Annotated in this window: 22 protein-coding genes and 2 tRNA genes; 12 read left to right on the top strand and 12 right to left on the bottom strand. The window is 64.2% G+C overall.

All coding sequences use genetic code 11. The features are described from left to right. Window positions 1-159: 159 nt before the first annotated feature. A complete protein-coding gene (locus ACN6KF_RS14220; protein ID WP_434957457.1) occupies window positions 160-1,182 on the top strand; it encodes a helix-turn-helix transcriptional regulator in 1,023 nt (340 codons plus the stop codon). Window positions 1,183-1,214: 32 nt separating this feature from the next. Here the strand turns inward: ACN6KF_RS14220 and ACN6KF_RS14215 are convergent, their stop codons facing one another. Then, window positions 1,215-2,066, bottom strand: coding sequence for a LysR family transcriptional regulator (locus ACN6KF_RS14215; RefSeq protein ID WP_434957456.1), 852 nt, complete (start codon window positions 2,064-2,066; stop codon window positions 1,215-1,217). 92 nt (window positions 2,067-2,158) lie between these two features. Here ACN6KF_RS14215 and ACN6KF_RS14210 point away from each other — a divergent pair, with 92 nt between their 5' ends. Continuing rightward, a complete protein-coding gene (locus tag ACN6KF_RS14210; RefSeq protein WP_434957455.1) occupies window positions 2,159-2,617 on the top strand; it encodes a RidA family protein in 459 nt (152 codons plus the stop codon). A gap of 32 nt (window positions 2,618-2,649) precedes the next feature. Beyond that, window positions 2,650-3,438 carry an SDR family oxidoreductase gene (locus ACN6KF_RS14205; protein ID WP_434957454.1) on the top strand — a complete coding sequence of 263 codons (789 nt, stop codon included), beginning with the start codon at window positions 2,650-2,652 and terminating at the stop codon, window positions 3,436-3,438. Here ACN6KF_RS14205 and ACN6KF_RS14200 read toward each other — a convergent pair. Both ACN6KF_RS14200 and ACN6KF_RS14195 read right to left on the bottom strand, forming a co-directional pair. Next, window positions 3,435-4,025, bottom strand: coding sequence for a hypothetical protein (locus tag ACN6KF_RS14200; protein ID WP_434957453.1), 591 nt, complete (start codon window positions 4,023-4,025; stop codon window positions 3,435-3,437). The genes ACN6KF_RS14205 and ACN6KF_RS14200 overlap by 4 nt on opposite strands. Before the next feature lie 96 nt (window positions 4,026-4,121). After that, the gene (locus tag ACN6KF_RS14195) at window positions 4,122-5,336 is read right to left on the bottom strand and encodes a type III PLP-dependent enzyme domain-containing protein (RefSeq protein ID WP_434957452.1); all 1,215 of its coding nucleotides are present in this window, start codon (window positions 5,334-5,336) and stop codon (window positions 4,122-4,124) included. Window positions 5,337-5,703: 367 nt separating this feature from the next. Here ACN6KF_RS14195 and ACN6KF_RS14190 point away from each other — a divergent pair, with 367 nt between their 5' ends. The 5 genes from ACN6KF_RS14190 to ACN6KF_RS14170 all read left to right on the top strand — a co-directional run bounded on the left by ACN6KF_RS14190 (window position 5,704) and on the right by ACN6KF_RS14170 (window position 9,679). Continuing rightward, window positions 5,704-6,144 (top strand): hypothetical protein, encoded by a 441-nt coding sequence (locus ACN6KF_RS14190; RefSeq protein WP_434957451.1) that lies wholly within the window; start codon window positions 5,704-5,706, stop codon window positions 6,142-6,144. Continuing rightward, a complete protein-coding gene (locus ACN6KF_RS14185; RefSeq protein ID WP_434957450.1) occupies window positions 6,141-6,806 on the top strand; it encodes a ribonuclease T2 family protein in 666 nt (221 codons plus the stop codon). Before ACN6KF_RS14190 ends, ACN6KF_RS14185 begins: the two co-directional genes overlap by 4 nt. A gap of 21 nt (window positions 6,807-6,827) precedes the next feature. Continuing rightward, on the top strand, window positions 6,828-7,178 hold the full coding sequence (locus ACN6KF_RS14180; RefSeq protein ID WP_434957449.1) for a cupin domain-containing protein: 351 nt from the start codon (window positions 6,828-6,830) through the stop codon (window positions 7,176-7,178). A 447-nt stretch (window positions 7,179-7,625) separates the two neighbouring features. Next, a complete protein-coding gene (locus ACN6KF_RS14175; RefSeq protein ID WP_434957448.1) occupies window positions 7,626-8,825 on the top strand; it encodes a low temperature requirement protein A in 1,200 nt (399 codons plus the stop codon). Continuing rightward, on the top strand, window positions 8,822-9,679 hold the full coding sequence (locus ACN6KF_RS14170) for a 23S rRNA (adenine(2030)-N(6))-methyltransferase RlmJ (RefSeq protein ID WP_434957447.1): 858 nt from the start codon (window positions 8,822-8,824) through the stop codon (window positions 9,677-9,679). The genes ACN6KF_RS14175 and ACN6KF_RS14170 overlap by 4 nt, the downstream gene beginning before the upstream one ends. Here the strand turns inward: ACN6KF_RS14170 and ACN6KF_RS14165 are convergent. Then, window positions 9,676-10,938 carry an ROK family protein gene (locus tag ACN6KF_RS14165; protein ID WP_434957446.1) on the bottom strand — a complete coding sequence of 421 codons (1,263 nt, stop codon included), beginning with the start codon at window positions 10,936-10,938 and terminating at the stop codon, window positions 9,676-9,678. The genes ACN6KF_RS14170 and ACN6KF_RS14165 overlap by 4 nt on opposite strands. A gap of 487 nt (window positions 10,939-11,425) precedes the next feature. On the opposite strand from ACN6KF_RS14165, the gene ACN6KF_RS14160 reads away from it, so the two are divergent. Continuing rightward, entirely contained in the window at window positions 11,426-12,133 is a 708-nt protein-coding gene (locus ACN6KF_RS14160; protein WP_434957445.1) for an SDR family oxidoreductase, read from the top strand. Between the two features lie 4 nt (window positions 12,134-12,137). Further along, window positions 12,138-12,671, top strand: a complete 534-nt coding sequence (locus tag ACN6KF_RS14155; RefSeq protein WP_434957444.1) for a 2,4'-dihydroxyacetophenone dioxygenase family protein — start codon at window positions 12,138-12,140, stop codon at window positions 12,669-12,671. A 6-nt stretch (window positions 12,672-12,677) separates the two neighbouring features. Here ACN6KF_RS14155 and ACN6KF_RS14150 read toward each other — a convergent pair whose 3' ends face one another. Both ACN6KF_RS14150 and ACN6KF_RS14145 read right to left on the bottom strand, forming a co-directional pair. After that, window positions 12,678-13,157, bottom strand: coding sequence for a hypothetical protein (locus tag ACN6KF_RS14150; RefSeq protein WP_434957443.1), 480 nt, complete (start codon window positions 13,155-13,157; stop codon window positions 12,678-12,680). A gap of 179 nt (window positions 13,158-13,336) precedes the next feature. Beyond that, a tRNA-Gln gene (locus tag ACN6KF_RS14145) sits at window positions 13,337-13,411 on the bottom strand. A 144-nt stretch (window positions 13,412-13,555) separates the two neighbouring features. Here ACN6KF_RS14145 and ACN6KF_RS14140 point away from each other — a divergent pair. Further along, window positions 13,556-13,632, top strand: a tRNA-Pro gene (locus ACN6KF_RS14140). A 382-nt stretch (window positions 13,633-14,014) separates the two neighbouring features. Next, window positions 14,015-15,250 carry a polysaccharide biosynthesis/export family protein gene (locus ACN6KF_RS14135; RefSeq protein WP_434957442.1) on the top strand — a complete coding sequence of 412 codons (1,236 nt, stop codon included), beginning with the start codon at window positions 14,015-14,017 and terminating at the stop codon, window positions 15,248-15,250. Between the two features lie 24 nt (window positions 15,251-15,274). Here ACN6KF_RS14135 and ACN6KF_RS14130 read toward each other — a convergent pair whose 3' ends face one another. Genes ACN6KF_RS14130 through ACN6KF_RS14105 form a run of 6 tightly spaced genes read right to left on the bottom strand, consistent with a single transcriptional unit; the run spans window position 15,275 to window position 25,154 of the window. Then, a complete protein-coding gene (locus ACN6KF_RS14130) occupies window positions 15,275-16,201 on the bottom strand; it encodes a protein kinase domain-containing protein (protein WP_434957441.1) in 927 nt (308 codons plus the stop codon). Then, complete coding sequence (tagF, locus tag ACN6KF_RS14125) at window positions 16,198-17,571, bottom strand: type VI secretion system-associated protein TagF (RefSeq protein WP_434957440.1); 1,374 nt, start codon at window positions 17,569-17,571, stop codon at window positions 16,198-16,200. Before tagF ends, ACN6KF_RS14130 begins: the two co-directional genes overlap by 4 nt. A 9-nt stretch (window positions 17,572-17,580) precedes the next feature. After that, window positions 17,581-21,054: a type VI secretion system membrane subunit TssM gene (tssM, locus tag ACN6KF_RS14120; RefSeq protein WP_434957439.1), complete on the bottom strand. Its 3,474-nt coding sequence runs from the start codon at window positions 21,052-21,054 to the stop codon at window positions 17,581-17,583. Continuing rightward, window positions 21,051-22,553 carry a type IVB secretion system protein IcmH/DotU gene (icmH, locus tag ACN6KF_RS14115; protein ID WP_434957438.1) on the bottom strand — a complete coding sequence of 501 codons (1,503 nt, stop codon included), beginning with the start codon at window positions 22,551-22,553 and terminating at the stop codon, window positions 21,051-21,053. The genes tssM and icmH overlap by 4 nt, the downstream gene beginning before the upstream one ends. A gap of 13 nt (window positions 22,554-22,566) precedes the next feature. Continuing rightward, window positions 22,567-23,907 (bottom strand): type VI secretion system baseplate subunit TssK, encoded by a 1,341-nt coding sequence (gene tssK / locus ACN6KF_RS14110; protein ID WP_434957437.1) that lies wholly within the window; start codon window positions 23,905-23,907, stop codon window positions 22,567-22,569. Further along, a complete protein-coding gene (locus tag ACN6KF_RS14105; RefSeq protein WP_434957436.1) occupies window positions 23,904-25,154 on the bottom strand; it encodes an FHA domain-containing protein in 1,251 nt (416 codons plus the stop codon). Before ACN6KF_RS14105 ends, tssK begins: the two co-directional genes overlap by 4 nt.

The raw sequence follows: 25,154 nt of genomic DNA, 5'->3' as shown, positions 1-25,154 counted from the left end.
GGCTATGGCATTGTTTCGTACTTGGCAATGTTAAGGTCTTTGCGCGCCGATCTTAGATCTTTGCGCGCCGATGAAATCTTTGGTGACGGATGATCGCGGCGTCCCAAGCCCTGACTCTGGGGTGGAGAGATGTCGGACGTAGACGGAAGGGCTTTGCCGATGAGCACAGTGTCAAGCCAGCGCGGGCAGGCTACCGGCGGCGAGCTCAAGGCCATTCGCGTGCGCGATTTCCTCGAAAGGGACCGGGTTGCCCTCGATAGCCCCGACAGCCGCCTGTCGATGGATGATATCCTGATGGAAGGCGAGTTTATGCACCGGGAATTGCGCCCGGGCCTGTTCCTGCATGGCGGCGATGTGGTCGAAGAGCACGCCTTTACGGTCACCTCGCATCTGCAGCCGGGCCTGTCCTGCATCTTCTTCGTGGACGGCAAGGTGGGGCTTGGGATCGGCGACCGTCATTTTGAGTTTCGGGGCGGGCCGCGCGGGGCGATGGAAGGCGTTGCCATCATGAGTACCACGCCCGAAATCTTCCGCAGGATCTCGCGGGAACGCCAGCATGTCCGCCATCTGGTCGTGTCCGCCTCGTCGGAATGGTTGCAGATCGAAGGTCTTGAAGCGGTGCATGGCGATGGGGTCGTGGCCGGGCTGCTCAAGGATCATCTGGGCGAGCATCGCTGGATTTTGACACCGCGCCTGGCCGAGCTGGTGCGGCAGGTCATGACGCCGACGGCCTTCGCGCCGGAACTGCGCAATCTCTATCTGGAGGGGCGCGCCGTGGAGATCGTAGCGGAGACCATCGCCGCGGCGACGCGGACGGATCGCGGCAAGCCCGCCAGCGGTGCTTTGGCTCGTCAGGATCTGGTCCGCCTGCGGCGCGCCAAGGATCTGATCGAAGCCCGTCTGGCCGAGTCGCTCAGCATCGAGGCGATCGCCCGGGAGGCGGGGGTCTGCGCCAGCGGCTTGCAACGGTTGTTCCGGTTGGGGGAGGGCCATAGTGTCTTCGACTATGTGCGGCGCATTCGGTTGGAACATGCCCATGCCGCCCTGCTGTCGGGCGAGAAGAGTGTGCAGGAGGCCAGCGAGCTGGCGGGCTATGCCAGCCCGGCCAATTTCGCCACCGCTTTCCGTCGCCAGTTTGGCATCACTCCCCGCGAGGTGCTGGGCGCGCGACGGGCCCATTGAGGCCTCCGGACCATCCATGAACCCGCTTGGTGTCAGGCGATCAGCTTGGCACGCAGAAATGAGGCGAGCTGCTGTGTGGGATTGCTCGGTTCTTGCGCCAGGAACAGGCCGAAATAGGCAGCCGGCGGCGGTGGCAGGCGATATCGCGGCGCGAGGGTCTCGCAATCGGCCGGGAGCGTTTCCGGCAGCATCAGGCTGATGCCGAGACCGGCCCTCAGTGCCCCGACCAGCGCCGCGAAGGTGGTGACGTGGCAGGCGATCGTCCAGGCGATGCCGGCCTCGGCGAAGGCGACGGCCGTCCGATCCTGCCAGGTGCAGGATTCCTCGAAGGCAACCAGCGGTACCGGCTCGTCGACGGGCAGGTCGATCAGGCGGCTGCCACCCCAGACCAGCCGGCGCGACCAGTGGAAATGCGGTGACGACCCGAAACGGGAGGGGTCGGCGATGACGATATCGCAGCGACCGTCCCGCACCGCGAGGTCGAGGTCGGGGCTGTGGGCCGTCATCAGGTCGAGCTCGATCCGGGGGTGCTGCTGGCGGAAATCGGCCAGCAGCAGCGGCAGTTGCGTCAGCGCGAGATCCTCGACCAGTCCCAGCCTGATCCTACCGGCCAATTGCTGGCCCTCGATCTGCCGCCGGGCATCGATGGTCAGGGCGAGCAGGCGCCTGGCATAGGCCGCCAGTGTCTCGCCGGCCTGCGTCAGCGAGACGCCGCGCGAGGTTCTGTCGAGCAGTCTGGCACCGAGATCGCTTTCGAGCCGCTGCAATTGCATGCTGACCGCCGCCTGCGTCCGCGACAGCCGCTCGGCTGCCGCGCTGATCGTCCCGGTTTCGGCGGCCGCAAGCAGGGCACGCAAGAGATGGGGATCCAGATCCCTGGTCATAAATTATCCTGATATTGACATAATCATTATAAGAATACTTTTTAATTACCGGATCTGGCAAGTCTGCTCCCGCTGAATTGCAGGAGGCCATCATGCTCGCCAAACGGTTTCACGAACTCGGTCTCGCACCGCCGCTGGTCGCCCGCGCCGACCTGCCATTTGCGCCTTGCGTGCGTGTCGGCGACATCGTCTACATTTCCGGCCAGATCCCGGAGCGGGGGGAGGAAGTTGTCGCGATCGGCAAGGTCGGAGAGGATGTGAGCCTCGACGAGGCCCGCAAGGCCGCCGAATTATGCGCCGCCAACGTGCTGTTCTGGCTCGACGCGGCGTTGCAGGGGGATCTCGACCGGGTCGTTCGCATCGCCAAGGTCGCGGTCTATGTCAATGCGGCGCCGGGATTCAGCCAAATCTCGCAGGTGGGCAATGGCGCCTCCGAACTGTTTCTCAAGATCCTCGGATCACGAGGCGAGCATGCCCGCTCCGCGCTGGGGATGGCGTCGCTTCCCCTCGGCGTAGCCGTCGAGGTCGATGCCATCGTGCATGTCCGATAGGCAAGATTATTCATAAGATATTGGAAAATTACATGAATCTCGGCATAGATGGAAAACGCGCCTTGATCCTGGGCGGCAATAAGGGCCTTGGTCGTGGTGTCGCCGCGCGCCTGGCGGAAGAAGGCGCGGCGGTTGCCGCGGTCGGCCGTGACGATCAGGCGCTCAAGGGGACGCTCGACGACCTTCACCGTTTTTCGCCGGCCTCGTTCGGGATTCGGGCTGACCTCGACGACCCCCTGCAAGTGACGCAAATGCTCGAACAGGTCGATCGTGAATGGGGCGGTGTCGACATCCTGCTGCTCAATGGCGGCGGCCCCCCGCCCTATGGCGCCTGCGATACCGACGCGGCCCGATGGCATCGGCAGTTTGACGCCATCTTCATGACAGGGCTGCGCATCGCCGCCCATGTCCTGCCTGGCATGCGCTCCCGGCGCTGGGGGCGGCTCCTCGTAGTGTCATCCACAAGCGTGCGCGAGCCGATCAAAGGACTGGCGGCATCGAATGCCCTGCGGGCGGCGGTGGCCGGATGGGCAAAGAGCCTGGCCAGCGAGGTTGCGGCCGACGGCATCACCGTCAACCTTCTGCTTGCCGGCCGGCTCGACACCGAACGCACCAAAGTGCTCGATCGTCTCGATGCCGAGGTGCGCGGCGTCGCGGCCGAGACGATCGCAGCGGAAAGCCAATCCGAGGTTCCGATCGGGCGGTACGGCACCCCCGACGAATTCGGCGCCGTTGCCGCCTTCCTGGCCAGTGATCTGGCTTCCTATGTCACCGGCGCGGCCATTCCGATCGACGGTGGCCTAGCGAGGGCGATTCTTTAGTTCCCGCCTAACCTCAACCTGTCCCGAGCTTTGGCAAGCGTGGGGCCGCCGGCCGCCACGATATTCATCTGCGACGCGGTGACGTTTGCGCGCACCAGGCCTTGCGTGAGGCCGGCATTAGGTACGTTCTTGCTGAAGGAGAAAGTCATGATCACCGAATCCCCCGATTTGCGCGCGTCGACGAGATGGCCGTTATAGGGAGCGAGCGTCGGTGACCCCTCCATGAGAAGCTGGAGAGCCTGGCGTAGTTTTGCGTCGGTCAACTTCGGATTGGCCAATATTGCGCGAACGCCCACGGCACTGTTGGCTGGCGTTGCCGCGGTGCCGACCACCAAGAAACCGAGGCCTCCGCATTGCGGCTTGACGCAGACCAGTAATTTTTTGATGCGCGCCCCGGCCGGGACAAGCCCTCCGTAGGATCGCGCCTCTACCCAACCCTGTGAGGCCAGGCCTGGGTCGGAAGCTGGCGAAAATGACGTGCGCCCCGACGTTCCCGCGCAGGCGCCCAGTGCAAGACAAATCAGAAAGGTACCAAGAAGACGAATCAAGTGAACCCCCAGGATGCAAGAACAGACGACCTGTTCCATTGCGTCATCAAGCTAAGGGCGAGGGCTGGGGCAAGCAAACGATTTCGGAACCGAAGTCGTCATCCCAACGAAAAGATCAAGGAGGGAGGCGCGGTGCTACTCCGCCGCGATCGGAATGCTCACACCGGGCTCTTCCTCGAACGGAGTTTCCAGCTCGACGAAACGGTCGGGGAAGAAGCCGTTGAAGTGGGTGCGCAGGCCAAGCGAATAGGCACCGATATGGCCGATCTCGATCCAGTCGCCGGTGTCGATGGTCTCGGGCAGATAGAAGGGGCGGGTCAGGATGTCGACGGAATCGCAGGTCGCGCCGCAGATGCGGAAGGGCAAGAGTTTGTCGGGCGAGCCATTGCGGCGTTTGCGGGCGGGGTCGGGGATGAAGCGGGTGGGCAGCAGCAGCTTGCCCGTCCATGAATCGGAGAGCGAGGCCCAGACGCCGTCATTGATGTAGAGGCGCTGGCCCTTCTTGAGCAGCACGCGCACCATCACCGACAGGCAGCGCGCCACGATCACGCGGCCGGGTTCGGCCACCAGCGGCAGGTCGTCCAGCTTCCAGTCGGCGATATCGGCGCCGATCTGGCGCATCAGGGCTTCGGTGGTCGGCGTGCCCTGGTTCGAGCCCTTCTTCTTCGGATCCACGCCATATTGCGCCGGAAAGCCGCCGCCGATGTCGAGGCTGACGATATCCTCCTTGATGCGCGAACGCACCCAGGCAACGGAAGCGAGTGCCCGCTCATAGGTCTCGGGATCCTCGACCTGGGAACCGACATGGAAGGCGATGCCGGTCTTGAAGCCGATGCCGGCCATGCGGTCGAGCAGCTCAACGGCGTGTGTCGGCGTGGCGCCGAATTTCTTGGAGAGTTCATAGGCCGCCGCACCCTTGGTGGCTAGGCGCAGGAACAGCGTGATCTCCTCGGGCGGAATATCGAGGGCGCGCACGATGCGCAGGATCTTGGCGACCTCGTCCTCATGGTCGAGCGAGAGCTCGCGGATGCCATAGGTCTCCAACGCCAGCCGGATATGGGACTGGGCCTTGACCGGATGCATATAGAGCAGTTCGCAATTGGGAGAGGCTGCGCGGGCCGCCTCGAATTCGGCAGGGCTGGCCACATCGAAGGAGGTGATGCCGGCCCCGGCCAGCACCTTGAGGATCATCGGTTCGCCATTGGTCTTAACGGCATAGGCAGTCTTGCCGGGAAACTGCGCCATGAACTCGCGCGCATCGGCGGCCAGGACCTGCGGACGGAAACCATAGACCGGCTCGTCCGGGCGGAGCGCTAGCGCAGCTTCGCGGGCGGTGGTGAATTTCTGCATGGCCGAATCGACGCCCCGTTTCATGATCCATGTTTAAGCCTGTTCATGGCTGCTGCAAAACAACCGTCTTTCCTGACAGAAATGTGACGGCAGCGATGAGGGGAGAAGCGGCCCCGCCAAACTGGGTCGATTACGGCACGCACGGCCATGTGTTCTGCCTGAACGGTGTCTCTGGCCACCGTGACTCAAGCATGGTCCGAAATTCCCAGAAACGAGGCTTCATCGGCCTGGACATTCGCCGCAGGCGGTGATTGCATCGGTCTTATCCGGACCGGAAGCGATTGGGGCTCGGCCGCACGGCTTGGCGCTTGACGGGCGGCCTCGGCACGGACAAATTCGCACAGTTGCTGATTTAAGGATTCTCATCATGCGTATTGCCGGTCTTGCCGCCGTCCTGCTGGCTGCATCCTGTGCGCCGGCGCTTGCCGCCTCGGCGCTGGAAAAGAATTTCTGGCTGTCCGGGCCCAACTACGACGCCATCCTGCCCCATTGCGCCGACAAGGCCGTCTCCGATCAGATCGCCGCGCGCTTTGCCCGCAAAGAGGCCAATTATTGGCACTCCAACCTGGCGATCCAGCAGATCGATCGTCATCGCCAGATTGCCTTTTCGCCCTGGGGCCCGAGCTATATTCCGCGCCGCTTCTGCGTGGCCCGGGTGCTGACCAATGACGGGCATTACCGTCGCGTTTCCTATGCCATCGCCGAGGATACCGGCTGGATCGGCGCAAGCTGGGGCGTGGAATGGTGCGTCGATGGCACCGATCACAATCTGGCCTACGCACCCGCCTGCAAGATGGCGCGTCCGTGATCCGTCTTCTGCTCGCGGCCATTGTCATGGTGGCGGCGAGCAGCGGCCTTGCCGCGCGTGAGATCCGCGGCGGGGCGCCGGGGGATTTCGATCTCTATCTGCTCGCACTGACCTGGTCGCCGGGCTTCTGCGCTACGGGCGGGGCGACCAAGCAGCCCGATCAATGCGATATGGGATCGCGCCTCGGCTTCCTCGTGCACGGCCTGTGGCCGCAGGGGGAGCGCGACTATCCCACCGAGTGCAATCCCGGTGCCTTCGTACAGCGGCGCGATCTCGCCGCAACCAGGGGGGTGATGCCCTCGGAGGGCCTTGCTCGCTATGAGTGGCGCAAGCACGGGGCCTGCTCGGGCCTGTCGCCGGCGCGCTATTTCGAGGCGATGGCGACGCTCTATCGCCGCATCGTCGTTCCCGAGGCCTATAGGAGCTCGGCACAGGATAGCCGCGCCGCGCCCATCGAGATCGAGCGGGCCTTTTCGCAAGCCAATCCTGGCTTGCGGCCCGACATGATGACCGTGGTCTGCAGCCGGGGCGAGCGCGGCAGCGTGCTGACCGAATTGCGCATCTGCCTGAGCAAGGATCTGCGCAGTTTCCGGACCTGTCCGACGCAGCTGCAATATCAAGGCTGCCGAACGCGAAACATTCTGATACCAGCGCTCAACTGACATTGGTCTTGGTGAACCGACATGGCTCTATGGCTTAAATTCGCAGGCACGGGGGAAGGGGAGGCTGAGGCGGGAGCGCCCAAGCCCGAGCGGCTGGAGGCCGGCAATCCGGCGTTCCGCACCTGGAACAGCTATGAGAGCGCCGATGGCAAGACCTTCTGCGGTATCTGGGAGGCGAGCCCTGGGCGCTGGCGCATCGTCTATGAAGAATGGGAGAGCTGCACCCTGCTCGAAGGCCACTCCATCGTCACGCCGGATGGCGGGGCGCCGGTGGAATTGAAGCCCGGCGACACCATGATCCTCGAGCCGGGCTTTGCCGGTAGTTGGGAAGTGGTAGAGACGACGCGCAAGAGCTACGTGATCCGGCTTTGAATACCAACCGAGTGGTCCTCTATGCAGATTGGTATGAAAGGCTGGGTGCGCGCGGCCTTTGAGTATTACTGAAGCGTTACTTGGCCCTTTCGCCTTCAATCCCTCGGTCGAATACTCGTGGCAGATGGAGGCGTTGGGATAGAGCTCGGCCTTGTTCGCGGTGGAAACACGGGTTGCAGCTGCCGCGGCTATTTCCAGCTACATCACGAAATCGATGAAGGCATGCGCAGCCCGAGGGGGCAACGGATCCCTGGGAACGGCGAGCACCTGGATCACACTGGATTGCCGGACCGCCTGGCGGAGGCCGACGTGCCGGCGGCATGGGTCTGGTTGGAGAGTAAGCCCGAGCCGTAGACTTCCTCCTCCTGTGCCGCCAGGCTGCCATTTCCCCTCTTGCCACGCCAGCGGGTTCCCGGCGATATGGGGTGGGCGGAGGTAACAGGTACAATGACAGCAGAGCAGAGCGGCACCACTAGTTTTCTGCGCGAGCGCGATGGTCATGAGGCCCGCGTTTCCTATGCGGAACTCTTCTTCGATCTCGTCTACGTCTTCACGGTGACGCAGCTTTCCCACTCGCTGTTGGAGCATCTTTCCTGGGGCGGGGCGCTCCAAACCCTGGTGCTGTGGTTCGCCGTCTGGCTGGCATGGCAATATACCTGTTGGTTCACCAACTGGTTCGATCCTGAGAAGACGCCGGTTCGCATCTGCCTCTTCGCCTTGATGGCGCTCGGGCTGATCATGGCGGCGGCCTTGCCGGAGGCTTTCGGTGAGCGCGGGCTCGTCTTTGCGCTCTGCTTTGCGGCCATCCAGGTCGGCCGCACCGCCTTCGCCGTGTTCAGTCTGGGCGCCGGCACGCCGATCTCCCGCAATTTCCAGCGCATGATGGGCTGGAACCTGATCGCGGCCTGCATCTGGATCGCCGGCGGCCTCGCCGAGGGCGAGGCCCGGATCGTGCTATGGATCATTGCGGTTGCATGCGAATATTTCGCCCCCTGGTTCGGCTTCTGGTTGCCTGGGCTCGGCCGTTCGGATCCCGGCAAGGAATGGACGGTGGAAGGCGGCCATATCGTCGAGCGCTGCGCGCTCTTCGTCATCGTGGCGCTGGGTGAGTCCGTCCTGGTCACAGGAGCCACCCTCGCCAAATCGCCGGCCTGGGATGCGCCCGGCCTGATCGCCTTCTTCGTCGCCTTCCTCGGTTCTATCGCCATGTGGTGGGTCTATTTCGACATCAGCACCAAGGACGCCACGGAGGCCATTGTCGAATCCGAGAATCCCGGGCAGATCGCCGCCTATACCCATTATCTGCACGTAGCCCTGATCGCTGGCGTGATCGTCACGGCCGTTGGCAATGATTTGTCGATCGCGCATCCCGCCCATCATGTCGATTTCGGGGGCATGGCGGTGATTTTCGGCGGGCCGGCCATCTATCTGATCGGCAACGCGCTCTATAAGCGCCTGATCTATGGCGGTGTGCCGATCACCCACGTCGCCGGCCTGCTGGCACTGGCCATTATGGCGCCGTTCGCCTTCGTGACCGATCTGTTGATGATCAGCGGCATCACCACCGTCATTCTCCTCGTCGTGGCGATCTGGGAAGGCTATATCGGCAGGAAAGCAAAATCGAAGGCTCTGCATCACGCATCATGAACTATCGCCACGCCTTCCACGCCGGCAACTTCGCCGACGTACTCAAACATATCGTGCTGGCGCGTATCCTGACCCATCTCGGGGCCAAGGATGCGCCCTTCCGCGTGATCGACACCCATGCGGGCACCGGGCTCTACAATCTGGAAGCCAGCGAAGCCCGCCGCACCGGCGAATGGCTGGAGGGCGTCGGCTTGGTGGCCGAAAACCCGCCGCCGGCACGGGTCGCGGAACTGATCGCGCCTTGGTACGGCCTGTGCCAGGGGCTGATGGCCCAATCTCCGCCGCTCTATCCGGGCTCGCCCTGGCTTGCCGCCGATCTGACGCGGGACCAGGATCGCCTGGTCTTTTGCGAAAAGCATCCGGAGGATGCCGACAGGCTGCGGGGGAACTTTGCCCGCGGCAAGCGGGTCAAGGTGATGGAGGGCGACGCCTGGGACCTGCTATCAGGCCTGTTGCCTCCGCCCGAGCGGCGTGGCCTCGTCTTCATCGATCCGCCTTTCGAGGAGGACAACGAGTTCCGCACCATTTCCGAAGGGTTGGCGCAGGCCCTGCGGCGGTGGGCAACGGGCGTCTACGCCATCTGGTATCCCATCAAGGGCATGCGCGAGGTGGAGAGTTTCGCCCGCAAGGTAGCAGCTCTGCCTGTTGCCGGCCGCATCCTGCGGTTCGAACTCAGCCGCTATGCCGTGCAGCGTATCGATCGCCTCAATGGCTGCGGCATGATCATCCTCAACCCGCCCTGGAAGCTGGACGAGGAACTGCGGGCCGTGGGTGCCTATCTCGCGCCGCTCTTCGCCAAGGAAGGCAGTGGTCTCGTGCGCCTCGACTGGCTCAAGCAAGACGACACGCCCTAGGGCGTGTCGGCCCGTGCGGACTCGCCCAGCGAGGTGATGGGACGGGCGCTGGCGGTCAGTGATGCTCGAGGTGCGAAATCGATGAAAAGCGGCAGGCTCGCCGCGCCCAAGGCATGGGCGATCGAGCCGAATGTTCCCAGGCGCAACACCGGCGCGGTGCGGGCCTCGGGAATGGCGGCGGCGAGCGCCGTTTCGAGGCGCGTGACGATTTCCTGCATGATCGCTGGCCCGAGGTCGCCATCGACAACCACATTGGGAACATCGAGCAGGGCCTGCGCCGACAGGACCGGGCCGACCAGGGCATCGACGCAATCGGTGATCCATTCCTCCAGTACGGCGGGACTGCCGGCAATGGCCGCCGGCAGGTCGTGCGGCCCGGCGATCTTGCGGCCATGCCAGCTAAGATGGCGCATCAGGGCTGCAATGGATGCGCGGGCCAGCAGGATGTCGTAGGAGCCTTTGGGCGCGGGTACCGAAGGCAAGCGGGAGGGTGGCACCGGCAGCATGGCGACATCGCCGGCATTGCCCTGGGAGCCGCGACGGTAGTCGCCACCCAGCACCACGCCGCCGCCAATGGCCGGACCGAGGAAGAAATAGACGAAATCGTCGGATTCCCGGCCGAAGCCATAGAAGAGTTCGGCGATGGCGGCAGCCGTGCCGTCATTTTCGGCATGGACGTCGAGACCAGTCAGGCTCTGCAGAGCCGCGGCGAAATCATAGCCATCCCACAGCGCCAGCGTGTCGATCTCCAGATTGAGCCGGTCGAGCCAGGCGCCGAGATTGTAGGGTTGGGCCAGGCCGATGCCGAGCACGCGCCCGGGCGACAGGCTGTCGGCAATGGCCTTGAGGTCGGCTACATCGGCCGCGACCACGGCCAGGGCCTCCTGAGGGGCGGGCAGGGGATAGTCATGCGAACGTTTGTCGACCAGTTGGCCGCCGAGATCGACAAGGGCGGTCTCGATGCGGTTGCGGTCGATCCGCACCCCGATGCCATAAGCGCCTGTCGGCTCCAGGCGCAACAGCGTTGCCGGCTGGCCGCGCTGGCCGTGATAGCGCTTGCCGACCACCGAAATCAGCCCGAAGGCCTGCAGGTCCGAGACGATCTCGCCGATGGCGGTGTTGGTAAGGTTGGCGGCGCGGGCAAGGTCCGCCTTGGAGGCTTCGCGCAGGCGTCGCAAGCGTTGCAGCACGACACGGTGGTGGTAGTGACGGATGCGCGCGGAGGTCAATCCGCGTTCCGCCATCGACGCGGGCGCCATGGCTTCCTCCCCATTACCGCTAAGCAGAATTTCCTGGCGAGATCCACGGATGAGCCTCGCCAGGAAATTCTGCAAATGTTTGATATCTTGCAGATTCTTCCTGATCGGGCCGGTGACCCGATCAGGAAGAATCTGCTTAGAGCAAAACACGTTCAGGTGTGAACGCTTGTTTGCTCTCATTCTCTGGTCCCGAGCCAACCATACGGATTGGCTGGAGCGTCTTTGCGATTTGACGTGATTCAATCAAATCACAAAATGCGCTGGGCGTGGGCACGGTCACCGCGTCGCCCTTTATTTATTGCCGTTGAGTAAATTCAAGATGAGCAAAGGTGTCAAGCATCATGCGACGGCCCTACCTGCCGGTGCACGAAGAACCCGTGCCGTCCTCTCACCGTTCCCATGGTCGCACCCGGATTGACGCCGGGCAGGGGGTATTGTCAGATCATTGCCGGGTGCCTGGCTTAACCGGCGCCATGGTGGTTGGATTATGCAATTCGATTTCAAAAACAGGCTGGTGCTGGTCAGCGGCGGCACCAGCGGCATCGGGGCCGCGATTGCGGCGGGGTTTGCCGAGGTCGGAGCTTCCGTGGTGGCTGCCGGCTTGCCCGGCGTGGCCGCGCCTGCCGGCATCGAAACGGTGGAGCTCGACGTGAGGGATGGCGCGGCCATCACGGCGCTGGCGGGGCGCTATCGGCGGCTCGATGTGCTGGTGAATGCTGCCGGTATCATCCGGCGCGGGGCCGAGCACGAACCGGAGGTCTTCGAAGAGGTCGTCGACATCAATCTCAACGGCACGATGCGCCTTTGCGCTGCCTGCCGCGGCGCGCTGGCGGCGTCGGGCGCCGGCGCCGTGGTCAACCTCGCCTCCATGCTGTCCTTCTTCGGCGGCGGCCTGGTGCCGGCCTACAGCGCCAGCAAGGGCGGCATCGCCCAGCTCACCAAGTCGCTCGCCATCGCCTGGGCGGGTGAGCGTATCCGCGTCAACGCCATCGCTCCCGGCTGGATCGAGACGCCGCTCACCAGAGCACTGGTGGAGGATCCTGCCCGCAGCGGCCCGATCCTGGCGCGCACCCCGCTCGGGCGCTGGGGCGTTCCGGCAGACCTGGTCGGACCCGTGCTGTTCCTATGTTCCCCCGCCGCCGCTTTCGTCACGGGCACGATCTTGCCCGTCGATGGCGGCTATCTGATTGGATGAAACCATGAGTGTGTCCGACCGCAAGCTCGACCAGAGCCGAATGCCCTATCAACTGCCCATGCCCGCGGAGGCGGCCCCCGAGATCGTGGTGCCGCATGTGCTGCCCGACGACGAGCGCGTCTGGGTGCCGCAGATGGAGAATGTCTGGTTTCGCCCGCTCTGCCTGCATGTCGGGCAGGGCTACTGGGTCAACCTGCTGCGCGTGCGTAAATCCGGCGTGCTCTCGCGTCACCGCCATCCGGCGCCGGTGCATGGCCATGTCCTCAGAGGGCGCTGGCATTATCTCGAGCATGACTGGGTGGCCGAGACCGGCTCCTATGTATTCGAGCCGCCCGGCGAGACCCATACCTTAGTGGTGCCGGAGGATTGCGAAGAGATGATCACCCTGTTCCACATCACCGGCGCCATGATCTATGTCGATCCCTGGGGCAAGGTGACGGGCTTCGAGGACGTCTTCTCCAAGATCGACATGTGCCGTGCCCATTATGCCGCCAATGGCCTTGGCTCCGACTATGTCGAGCGTTTCATCCGGCGCTGAACGAGCCTATTTGGGGGCAGGGTGCTGCACCGGCGTGGCGGGCGTGCCGGCGCCATGGGGGCGGGGCGCCATGGCGAGTACGGCGGCTTCGAGCGACTTGTCGCGGTGCTTCAGGCAATAGCCGCGCAGATGTGCGCGCAGGCTAGCCGGATCGGTGAGGTCGGCAAGCGCGCGCTCGTTACCGAAATGACCGGGATTGGCCTTGGCATAGCCTTCGACATAACCGCTTGCCCAGGCGATGATCTGGCTGTCGAGAATGTCGCGACGGCGCACGGCGAAACCGCAGCGCATGTCGCCATAGTCGACGGCCTGGCTGACGGGTACATGCGGCTTGGCGGGTGTCGCGGGCTTGACGGCGGCAGGCGCGGCCGCCTCCGGTTTCGTCGGTGCCGTCTTGTCGGCAGGGGGCTTTTCTGTCGCCAGCGCCAGTGGAATCGAGAGGGCGCCTGCACAAAGGGCGCCTGCCAGGACTGCTGCCATCGTCACGCGCACATTCGCCTCCATCGCATTGATTTGCCGCGCCATGCTGCGCAAACAAAAGGGCAGCCGCAAGGCGTCAGTCTGGTGCAGAAACGCAAATCTTCGCCCGCCTGTCCTCGACACGCTGGCCACAACCGCCAATGTTCGGCATGACGGGCATTTGTTCTACGGAGCCGAGAGAAATCTGGCTGGGGCGGGAGGGTTCGAACCTCCGAATGGCGGAATCAAAATCCGCTGCCTTACCACTTGGCTACGCCCCAATCGGTGCGGCTCAATAAACGGTTCCCTCGGAGGCCGCAAGGCATGGCTACAAAAAAGCGCTACGAATTTCATCATCAAAAAAGCGCATATCCTGCTTGCGGCTCGGCGATGATCCCGCTATAGACCCGCCCACGACTGGAATACGGAGTGTGGCTCAGCCTGGTAGAGCACTACGTTCGGGACGTAGGGGTCGCAGGTTCAAATCCTGCCACTCCGACCAGTCGATTTTCCCGAGATCCAAGCCACAGATTTGCCAAATCCGTTAACGCCTCCATTGTGGCGTTTGCCGCGTGCGTGCGCTGCCGTACTGGTACGTGAAGCAGTATTTTGGTTTCTTCCCTGTTTAAAGTCATGATGATACCGTCCTTGAGAGGTGCAGCGTCTCTGCCTTGCCAAGTATGACTTGTGCGGATGCCTCACCGCTGCGCAACTGTTACGCGGGTAACTGAATACAGTGTAACAATTTTATGACAATGCGCCGGCGTGCAATAGATTGCCGTTTGTTTAAGCTTCGTCGTTATTCCATCGCCGGCGTAGCGATATTGTCTTTAATGTGGCATTTGGTTATCTGTGCGATTAACGATTCGTTATGAGGATTGGGAATGCAGAAGCTGCTGGCCGTAGGCCTTTTTGTCCTGCTGGGTAGCTGCTCCAGCCCGTCCGACGGCCCGAGTGCCGGCAGTTTTCTCAATGCGCGCCAGCCTTATACGAATGAGCGCGTTCCGGTCATCGATATCACCTACGCTGCGCAGACAGCCCTGGCTCCGGGCGCCTCGCCTTTCGCCGGCACGCCGGGTCTTTCGAAACTGCGTTCGGCTGGCTATACCGGCACGCAGATCAGCCGCGGCGACGTCCTGCAGATCACCGTGCTGGATACCGGCGAGGACGGCCTGTTCTCGCCGACGAACAGCAAGACGCTGGATCTCGGCCGCTTCACGGTCGACGACAATGGCTCGGTCGACATTCCTTTCGTCGGCAAGCAGCGGGTGGCGGGTTCTTCGCCGGAATCGGTGCAGAAGCGTATCGTCGGCAGCCTCAAGGGTTCTTCCGTCAATCCTCAGGCGGTCGTGACCATCATCGACCGGCCCAACAGCGCGGTTGCCATTTCCGGCGCGGTGCGCGGAGCCGGCCGCATGGCGATGGCCTCGGGCAAGGAACGCATCCTCGACGTGGTGGCGAGGGCCGGTGGTGCCACCGGACCCGCCAACGCGACGACGGTGACGGTGATTCGCGGCAATCAGCGCGCCGACCAGAGCCTCGACCAGGTGATGGCCGATCCCAAGCAAAACATCTATCTGCAGCCGGGCGATCAGGTCATCCTGGGTGGCAACACGCCGAGCTTCACCGCGATGGGGGCGTTCAAGAGCGCCGGCGAGTTCAATTTCGAACCCGGTCAGCTGACTTTGGCGCAGGCCATCGCGCGCAGCGGCGGTCTGCTCGATGACCGGGCCGATTCCCGCTACGTCTATCTGTTCCGCAAGCGTGCCTATTACTGGACGACCAAGGATTGCGTGCTGGTGCGGCCATCGCCCTATGGCAATGGCACCATGCCGCCGCGGACCAGTTGCCCGCAAGCCATGGCCTCGCCGCCGCCGCCGCGCGCCGTGATCTTTCGCATCAACATGCGGGACGCCTCCAGTCTCCTGATGATGCAGCAGGTCCAGATGGAAAGCGGCGACATGTTGTTCGCCAGCAATGCCGGCATGGTCGATTTCGCCAAGCTCTTCACCGTGTTCCAGAAGAGCGTGCCGACGGCGGCGGCGCCGCAACCCTCGGGAGGAATACCCTCCAGCCCGCCTCCGGCACCGGGTGTCTCGCTGAACCTGCCGTCTCAATAAGGCGGGAGGGCTTCAAGAAGCCTTTCAGTCGCCCCGCAGCATCGCTAAGGCGACGCCTGCCGATGACAGCCGCACCTCCGGATCAGGACGGGCGAGTTTCCCGGCGAGTTCTCTCAAGGGGTCTTCTCTCAAGGGGGCTTGGGCACCCTGGCCATCGGCGCATCGTTCCAGCAGCATCTGCAGGATTCGTCCGCTGGCATAAAGGTCCGTCCGGCCATCGAGAGGCTTGCCGGCCTGCTGTTCGGGGGCGCTGAAGCTTTCGCGGCCGGCCCTTGCCAGGTCGACATCGGCGTGGCGCTGCCCGGTTTCCAGAGCGATGCCGAAATCGGCGATGCGCAGCGTGGCGAGATCCTCGCCGTCATAGAGCAGATTGTCCGGTGCGAGATCGGCATGCACCAAACCTGCCGCATGCACCGCTTCCAGCCCCGACAGCAGGGCGGCGGCGATGGTGGCGACTTCGTCGCGGCGAAACGGGGCCTTCCGCATCCGATCGGAAAGGCTGGAGGGCAGCCAGTCCATCAATAGGGCCGGCCGGCCGTCGGCAAGCCGCAGGGCAGCGGTAGCCGCGGCGACATGGCGGTGGCGCAGCCTGGCGCCAAAACCGGCCTCGCGCAGCAGGAGATCGCGGGCGACGACATTGTCGGCCTGATCCGGCCGCAGCGCCTTGAGGGCGTGGAGGGTGCCGAGGTCGCGATGGCGGAGCTGGTGAATCTGCGTGAGAGCGCCGTCATGGACCATTGCTTCCAGGGCAAAGCTGTTGGCGATGAAGGAAGTCTCCACCGCTTCCAGCCGGCCGACGCGCCGGTCGAGTGCATCGCGCACGCGATCGGCCAGCAGCCGGGTTTCGGCAGGCGGGCGCAGTTCGCCGTCAGCCTGGCTGAGCGCCTGCCACAACGCGGCAAAACGGGTGGCGATCGCCTCCAGATCTTGCGGTGGCGCTTCCCCGCTCATGCCGTTTGGACGGTCACGACGACGGCGCTGACATTGTCCCGCACATTGGCAATCAGGGCATCCTGAATCAGGGCGGCGGCGGCTTCCTTCGCCGGCTGCTCGGCGATGAGGGTGGCAATGGTGCGCTCATCGAGAACCTGGGCCAGTGCGGCACTGCAGAGCAGAAAGCGATCGCCCGGCTGTATCAGGTCATGCACGATCTCCGGTACCAATTGCCGAGGCGCCCCGATGCTGCGCGAAAGCGCGAAACGCAGGCCGATCTCGACATGGTCGCGCGTCAGGCAACGCATCATGCCCTCGCGCATCAGATAGCAGCGCGCATTGCCCGCCCAGATCACGGCGAAATCCCTGCCCTGCATGGCGAGGGTAACGACGCTGGCGCTTGGGGGTTCCACAGCGCCGGGAAAGCGAATCGACTGCACGAGGCTGTGCGCGCGCCCGAGCTTGCCCTTCACATCCTGCACCAGGGTTTCGAGCCTATCAGCCGCTGAGACATCGGCCAGCGTGTTGGTGACGATCTTTGCTGCTTCCGCCGCGCCATTGCCGTCGCCGACGCCATCGGCAACCGCGAAAAGGCGAGGATTGTCGGAGACCAGCAACGCGTCGGCATTAACAGACAGGCGCGTGCCGGCATGGGTGGCATAGCCGCGCTCTATAGCAAGCAAGGGAGCCGGCGTTGGGGTGGATGGGGGAGGTGCTTTGGTCGGCACAGGGGGAGAATTAGGCTGTGAAGGGGGCTTCACGATGGGGTTGCCGCCTCTCAGGAGGCGCACGAAATCGCCGGCGCGTGGTGCCCCTTGGGTCTTGAAGCCGCTGGCTCGGCCCGTCTCGCTCTCTATGGTCCACCACAGCGATACACGGCCGTCCACGGCTCCGGGCGGCGGTGGAGGCGCGGATTTGGCCCGTGGCAGGCGCAGCCGCTTCAGCCCGGCCAGAAAGGCGGCGATGTCGAAGTTGCGCAGCGTGGAAGTCTCGGCAATCGCTTCGGCGGCCGTGAACCAGCTCTCGTCGAAACAGAACAGGCGGGCCGGGCCGTCATAGTTGCTGACCCTGGCTGCGATCACCAGTGGGAAGCTGCGGCCAACCCTGTCCTTGCTCGGCAGCAGGATGCCGACCATGGTGGCCCGCCCCCAGAGAGAACGCTCGATCACGAAGCGCCAAGGCGGTGTAGCGTGGAACAGGTCCTGCCATTGTGCGCCGAGCGTCTGTTCGCTTTCCTGCAGGCCTGATTGCAGCCAGTTGACGAGTTCGGTCTCGGCCTGGCGGCCGAGACCGGTCGAGACGAAATCGCCATGGCTCGGCACCTTGCCGAAAAAGCCGATACCGTCCTGCTCGGAAGGAGCCGCATGGGGGGCGCCGCGCTGAGCCATCGATCCGCCTTAGAACTGCGACGGGCACTTGAAATCCGCTATCGCCTTGAGGCGATAGGGATTGAGCGTACCGCCGAATTGCACCCGGAATTCGCCGCTCCTGCTATCCTGAGTGAAGCGGGCACGGAAGAGATCGGTGCCTTCCTCGGTGATGCCGGCCTTGTCGAGCAGCCGGAAGAGGGCCCATTCACCGGTCGCCTCGGATTTCCGACTAAAGTCGCCGGGGGTCAGCATCACCCAGGCACTAGCCGAGCTGTCCTTGGTCGGCCATTCGAAGATCTTCGCCTGCTCGATGCCCTTCACCGCGCGGATCGCCTCGCCCGGAGCGAAAGTGAAGACAGCCGAATTCGTCGCCTCGTTTACGGCGAGACCGGTTACGGTGATCCGGACGGAGGGCATCTCGGCGTCATTGGGGAAGAAAGCCTTGCGGATCTTGTCGGCATTCTCGAACTGGACAAGCGCCTCGCTCGCGATGCCCTCGCTGCCGGTGGCGCCCTTCCAGCGCCAGGGATTGGCCGAGGTGTCGACGAAGGGCTCGAGCTCCTCCTTGAAGAAGGTATGGAAGCGTCCCTTGGGGCCGAACAGGCGGGAAAAATCGGTCAGCGCCATGTCCTGCCGGGCGTTCCGGTCGAAGGGATAGCGCCCCACCATAATGGTGGAGCAAAGCCCGGCACCATCGGCCGCCCATTTGTCGGAGGCCTGATTGCGAGCGGTCCGGGACGACAGTGCACCGACATCGCCGGCGACACCGGCCATCAGGGTATCGAGCGGTGGCGGCAGGCGCCGGCTCTCTTCCTGCAGCGACTGGATAGCTGCGGTGAGCTGGCTGTCGACGTCGAAGATCTTGCTGACCGGCGCCGTCGAACTAGCGGCGCGCGAGAGCTGGGTATACATGGCGCTGAGCAGGGGCTTGAGGCCCGAGATCTGCGAGCGCGGCTTTTCCGAACTGTTGCCATCGCTCTGTTTGGGCGTCTCCAGGGCCTCCCGCAGACGGCCATAGGGATCGGGGACACTGATCGCACTGCTGTTCAACGCGGTGCTTTGGTTGCTCTGCTGAGCCGTGGCGACGGAGGCGTTCGCCGGGGGCCTGAGGTCGGCTGCGTTGGCAATGGACCGCGTCAGGTTCTCGATCGGACCGGGCTCGCTGGAGAGAACCCGAAGCGTATCGGCAGCATCGGCGAGCGACTGGAAAGGCTTTACGCCGAGATCGGCCAGCAGGCTGGCCCAGCGTTTCTCATACTGATCGAAATAAAGCTGCAATGCGGCCAGGGACAGGCTCTCCACCGTCATGCCGGCACTCGCGGGTTCGCCGCGCACCCAATGCTCGTCCAGCGCCTGGCGTGCAGCATCGGCGGCTTCGGGCAAGACGACGGAGCGATAGCCTTCGCCGGTGAACAGGCCGGGAATACCTTCGCGCAGCGAGGCCCTGGATTTGCGCTGGAACACCCGTTCACCCAGCGGACCGAGTGCGTCGGCGGGAATCCAGGGCGCCAAAGCGCGGACCTGCCGGTTCTCCTCCAGGATGTCATAGGCTCGCGCTGCCAGGCTCTGCCCGCGGATCGCCTGCCGGGCCTTGGCGACCAGAGTCTGGTCGATATCGATCGGCGGTAGCCTCCTTGCCACCAGCTGCTCGACATGCTGGAGAAGCTCGTGGCGAGCGGCTACCCGTCCCTCTCCGGGATAAAGGCTGTAGAAGATCTGCTCGGCTTCCTGCGCGGCGAATTTGGCGTCGACCTGGCCCAGCCCGCCGAGCATGCCGTAGAGCTTGAGGGCATCGAAGGTCTGGCGGACATTTGAGGTGTCGGCCAATTGCTTTTGCAACTGTACCATCAGGCGGGGCAGCAGCAGCGAATTGAGGGCGCGCTGATAGGCCTCGCGCTGCCGGCCCGCGATCTTGTCCCGCTGGTCCAGCCCGAAGCCGACTTGCCAGATTTCGGTGTTGGAGAAGCCGTCGCTCACGCCCCTGAGATCGTTCAGCGCGGGCAGGATCCGCAGGAAATCAGTGTCGGCGACATCCCGCACCGGGATGCCTTGCACCAGCCTCTCATAAGAATTGATGCGTTCGTCAGCCTGCGCCAAGGCGCGGGAATTCTGATAATAGGTCGCGATCCAGCTTGAGAAGACCACACCGAGCACCACCGCCGATGCGCCATAGACAACGCGGCGCAGCATCAACTGGCGGCGGGTCAGGCGCTTGTCGCGTGCGACAAGGGCAGCTTCCCCGAAGATGACCTCCTTGAACAGGCGCGGCAGGAAATAGCTTCGGCGCATGCGTGGCGCACCGGCCGCACCCGGCACCTCCGCCTGGGTACCGGAGGCGAAATAGATGCCGCGCAGCAGCGGAGATTCCACCAGTTTCGACCCGGCGCACAGTTCGACGAGCACCTCGTGCAGGCGTTCCTTGAGGGCGGCGAGTTCGGCGGGGAAACGAAAGATGCGTCCGCGCACCTCGCTGTCGGGTTCCTGTTGCAGACGCTCGAGCAGCAAGGCGTCGACGCGCTGCTGAAGCAGGCTGAATTCCTCCAGGAAACGCTCGGGCAGGTTGTCTGCCTGGTAGCTTTCGTCGAGACCGAAGGTGGTGCCCCAGACCTGCTCGCGATCGCTGGCATTGAAGCCGTCGAAGAATTCCACGAAGCCGGTGAGCAGATCCGATTTCGTCAGCACGAGATAGACGGGCACGCGGGCCTGCAGATACTCGTCGAGCTCCGACAGACGCTGGCGGACGGCGCGCACCTCTTCCAGCCGGGCCGTGGGTTCGCGGTTCAGGATGTCGGCGATCGACAGCGTGACCAGCGCGCCATTCACCGGTTGCGAGCGACGGTATTTCTTCAGGAGCGTCAGAAAGCCTTCCCAGCCGGCCTTGGAACTGCCGTTGAGGTCGTCCTGGGTGGTGTAGCGGCCAGCGGTATCGATCAGGATGGCTTCATCGGTGAACCACCAATTGCAGCTGCGCGTGCCGCCGATGCCCTGCACGGAATTGGCGCCGAGCGCATCGCCGAGCGGGAATTTCAGGCCCGAATGGGTGAGGGCCGTGGTCTTGCCCGATCCCGGCGCCCCGAAGATCACATACCAGGGCAGTTCATAGACATAGCCGAAGCGCTTCTTGGTGATACGGCGCAGCAGTGCCAGGGCCTGCTTCAGCCGGTCGCGAATTTCGCTGACCTCGGCCTGCTGGCTGGCGGCCGCCTCGGCCTCCGCGCTCTTTTCGAGATCGGCGACCAGCGCCTTGTCGCGCTTGCGCGCCTTGTAGATGCTGACGCCGATATAGGTGAGGCCGGCGATCAGTATGACGCCGATGGCGATCAGCCGATTGGTGGTGCTGGCCAGCGGATAGAATTCGCCATAGCCGATGAGGTGGCCGTAGAACCAGATGATGAGGCAGAGTGCCGCTATCCAGACGATGGGCAGGAAGCGCTGGCCGAGCAGGGTCCCGTAGGCTTCGACATAGGACCGGATCGTATAATAATAGCTGAGCGGGTTCATGGTGCGACGCTTCCCGGCCCTGTGACGTTGCGATCGACAACCGGCAGGCTCATCACGAGAGGCGAGCCGGTATAGCCGTCCTCAGGCCGGCCGATCACCAGGATCTCCGTGCGGCGGTTCTGCGCGCGTCCGGGTTCGGTATCGTTGGAAGCGATCGGGTCGGCCTCACCCCGCCCTTCGGTCGTGACGCCGTCGCGAGCATAGGTCTTCAGGATGTTGCCGACGGCATCGGCCCGCTCCTCCGACAATTGCTGATTGGTGCGGGCGCGCCGGTTGCCGTTGAACGGCCTGTTGTCGGTATAGCCGATCACCTTCGCCTTGAATTGGGCTGTTGCCAGGGCGGTGCCGATCTTGTCGATCAGGTCCTGAAAACCGGGTTTGACATCCGCCTTGCCCGTATCGAACAGGCCGGCATTGTTGATGCGGACCAGCACGTGGCCATTGTCGTTCCACAAGCTCACGAGCTTCTTGTCGACCTCCGGCTGCAGGAAGTTCATGAAGCCGCGCAGGCGGGTCACGCCCGCAGGCTCCGGGGGAACCTCTGCCTTGGCCTGGACCTGAACCGGTGGTGGCTCCTTCGCCTTGGGCGGCGGCTCGATGTAGATGCTGGGCGCTTCATTGGGCGGCAGATCACCGAGGCGCGCGAAGGTGCCGTCAGAGGCCCGGTCGAGCGACAGCGAAAAGAAGAGGTAGCCGAGCCCGAACAGGAGGGCGAGGATGCTGAGCAGCGTCCATAGCGCCGCGGCGGTGCGCAACGGCTTGTGCCTGGCGGCAACGCCGCGCCAGTGTGGGGACAATTCACGCTCGAATGCGCCATATTGGCCGAGCAGCGTCTTGTAGAGACTGTCGCGGATGCGGCTGAGCTCGAGGGCGCCGCGCGGGGAGACGCGGGTGCGGCCTTCGAAGGCGAGCGACAGGCACAGATAGATCAGCAGCAGCAGGTCCTTGTTGGCCCCCGGGCTCTGGTGGAAATGGTCGAGCAGGTCGAAGACCTTGTCGCCACCGGTGACATCCATGTGATAGGTCGAGACGAGGCCCGAGCGGGCCCAGCCGGCGCGCACGCCCCAGGGCTTGCTCAGCACCACGTCGTCGACGGTGGCGCACACGACATAATGGGCGGCGCGCGCCCGCTCCGGGCTGACGCGGGCACCGGCGAGATCGTGCTCGTACCGGTTGATTGCCTCCGTAGTGGTGCGGCGAAGCTGCTCGATGTCGGGCTGGTCCGCGGTGTGGCGCAAGGCATGGGCGAGGTTGAGCAGGGGAGCGGCCGAGGCTACGATGGTCGGCACTTCTTCGCCGCCGAAACGGAAATTGCGCACCAGCGTATCAGTCGACCAGCCACCCGACCGCAGCGGCTCGGCCGGAGCCGAGCCATCCTGTGGAGCGTCATCCAGCATCTCGGCCATCTTGCGTGCCGTCTGCTGTTTCTTGGCGCCGTCTTCGGTGAGCTCAACCACCGTCGGCAGGGACTGCCAGGGGGCTGTCGTTGCCTTGTTCATCGGCTGGCGTCCTTCACTCCCTCAGGGCCCACAGTTCCATCTCCAGGCTCGGAAAGTCGCCGGCGAGATGGAGGGCGATGGCGCCCGAGGTATCGAGCTGTTTCCACAGCGGGTTCTTGGTATCGAGTTCGAAATAGATCGTGCCCGAGCGATAGGGCAGTTGGCGCGGCAGCACCGGCAGGGGCCGGACGGGAATACCAGGCAAGGCGACATTGACCAGTTCGGCGATGCGCTCCACCGGCCCGACCTTGATCTGGGCGGGCAGGCGGCGGCGCACGTCCTCGGCCGGCATCTCGGCCCTGACAGCCAGCACGAAGCCGGCATCCTTGAGCAAAGTGCGATCGTTGATGGTGCCGACCCGCACGCCATGCCGGCGTTCGGCGAGCTCAATGGCAACGGCGGCCTGCTCGAGCACGGCCGAGAGCGAGGTCCTGAGATCGTCGAACACCGCGGCGAAGGTTGCCTTGAGATCTTCGTGCCGATAGGGCGGAAACTCGCTGGCGCGCTTGGAATCCATGGTGAAGGTGGCAAGTTCCCCGGCGAGCTGGATGCAATGCTCATAGAAGGTCATCGGGTGTATCCGCGTCGCGTTGGCCGCGATGTGGCTGAGCAAGGGATCGGCCCGATTGAGGATATGGAGCAGGAAGTAATCGCCGACCTCGGCCGTGCCGCGGATGGTGGGGTCGCCGATGCGCTCGGCGATGGCCGCCGCGCGATGGCGCACGATGCCGAGGAGTTCGGTCATGAGTTCGCCGAGCCGTGCCTCGGCAGCGCAGTTCAGGCTGGGGGCGATATAATCGGGATCGAGCAGCACGGCCTTGTCCGAGCGCACCTCGATGACGCGGGCGAGGCCGATCAGCTCATAGCCGGCGAGGTCATCGCCGCTCTTGAGATAGCGCAGGCTCAGCCGGCCGACATCGATGGGTGCCATGAAGTCGGTCTCGACATTGGCGTCGGGCGCTTCGTAATGCGAGGCGACCACCCTGACGCCGGGCGAGGAAGCGCCCCCATTGATGGCGATGTCGGCGCGCCCGGGCCGCCGGGCCGGCAGCGCCAGATAGATGATGGCGTTCTTGGTGGCTTCGTCGAGCTCCAGCGGCGGCGGCAGATCGGTGTCGAAGGGAGCCTCGAAAGGCGTGCCGTCCGGCAGGGTGCCGCGCAGATTGGCCAGGGCGAACTGCCCGATCGCCAGGGCGCCGCGGTCGATGCCAATCTCGGCGATGCCCCAGGGATAGGCGGCAAGCTCACGCGTGGTCGCACGAACCAGCCGCTCGGTCCAGCGATCGGCCTGCTGGAAATGCTGCACGCGAAGGAACATGCCTTCGCTCCACGCAACCCTGTTCTCGTTTCTCATGCGACTTCGTCGTCCTTGCTTGTCGTGCCGTCCGCCGTCCGGGGCGTCTGGCCACCGGCTGGTTCGTTCCTAACTTGGCCAAGCGAACTCAGCATTGCCCTGCGGAACAGGTCTCGGACTGAAAGATCCCGGCCGTCGGCGTTGAACTGCCGTCGATAGGTCTGCCAATAGGCCCCGTTGCGGCGCCAGGGCAGGCCGATCGTCCGGGCATCGGTGCTTGCCTCGATGATGCGCGGCTCCAATTGCGGGCTGACCTCGCGCACCAGGGTGCCGAGAGCCTCCGCGAGTGCCTGCTGTCGCGTGAGCAAGGTCTCGAGCCGCGCCAGCATGGCCTCTTCCCGATCGAGACCGAAGAGATCCGGAGTTTCCGCCAGCGATTCGGTGCCGATCTCGAATGTGGCGAAAGCCTTTTCGAGGGTTTCCTCGCACTGAGCCAGCAGGCCTTCGCAGCGTGGCTGCCAAGCAAAGACAGGTGTCAGGTCGGCAAGGAATTCGGCGGGATCTTCGTCCCGGTCCGAAGAGGGAATTGCCTGAGTCGTATCGTCGTTTGCCGGTGCTGCTTCGGAGCCGCTCTTGCCGCGGTCGCGCGCCATGGGCACGGAAACGAAGGTGGCCCGGCCATGTTCGAGGCGATTGCCGTAGTCGAAGTCCTCGTTCCAGTCGTTGGGCAACACCGGCTTGATCGCCTTGGGATCCGGCGGGCCATTCCAGCCGATCTCGACATGGCGCGAGGAGGGCGCCGCTTCAGCCTTGCGCCCGGCAGGACGGGAAGCATTCGCCTGCTGCAAGGGCCAGTCGTCCGAAACGCGTCCGCCCATGACCCCGGTCGCGGTCTGCCCGCCCGGTGCGATATCGGCAAGGATGGCGGTGATCGTCAGATTCTCCTCGCTGACCGCGAGGCCCGCTGCGGGGTCAACGATGTCGCGGTCGGCCTCGCCGGTGACCGATACCGAGAACGCCTGGCCGCCCAGTTCAAGGCGCGACTGATGCCTGAGGCGGGCGGTCTCGCCCTCCAGGACCAGGATGCCGTCCACACGGGTGCCGTTGGCGCTTTCATCGCGCAGCAGATAGCCGTCACGATCACGCAGAATGGTGCAATGGTGTTTGGAAAGGGTGCGGCCGGCGTCAGGCACCTGCCAGTCGCAATCGACCGAGCGTCCCAGCGTTCGGCGCCCCCGCTCCAGAACCCAGCGTTGGCCGCCTACCCTGGTTCCGCTCTCTTCGACCTGCTTGAGTTCCAACCGCAT

Source organism: Labrys methylaminiphilus subsp. lupini (genome assembly GCF_051161885.1).
GTDB lineage: Bacteria > Pseudomonadota > Alphaproteobacteria > Rhizobiales > Labraceae > Labrys.
Note: the sequence above shows the minus strand (reverse complement) of the source record. Positions and strands in the feature narration are given on the sequence as shown.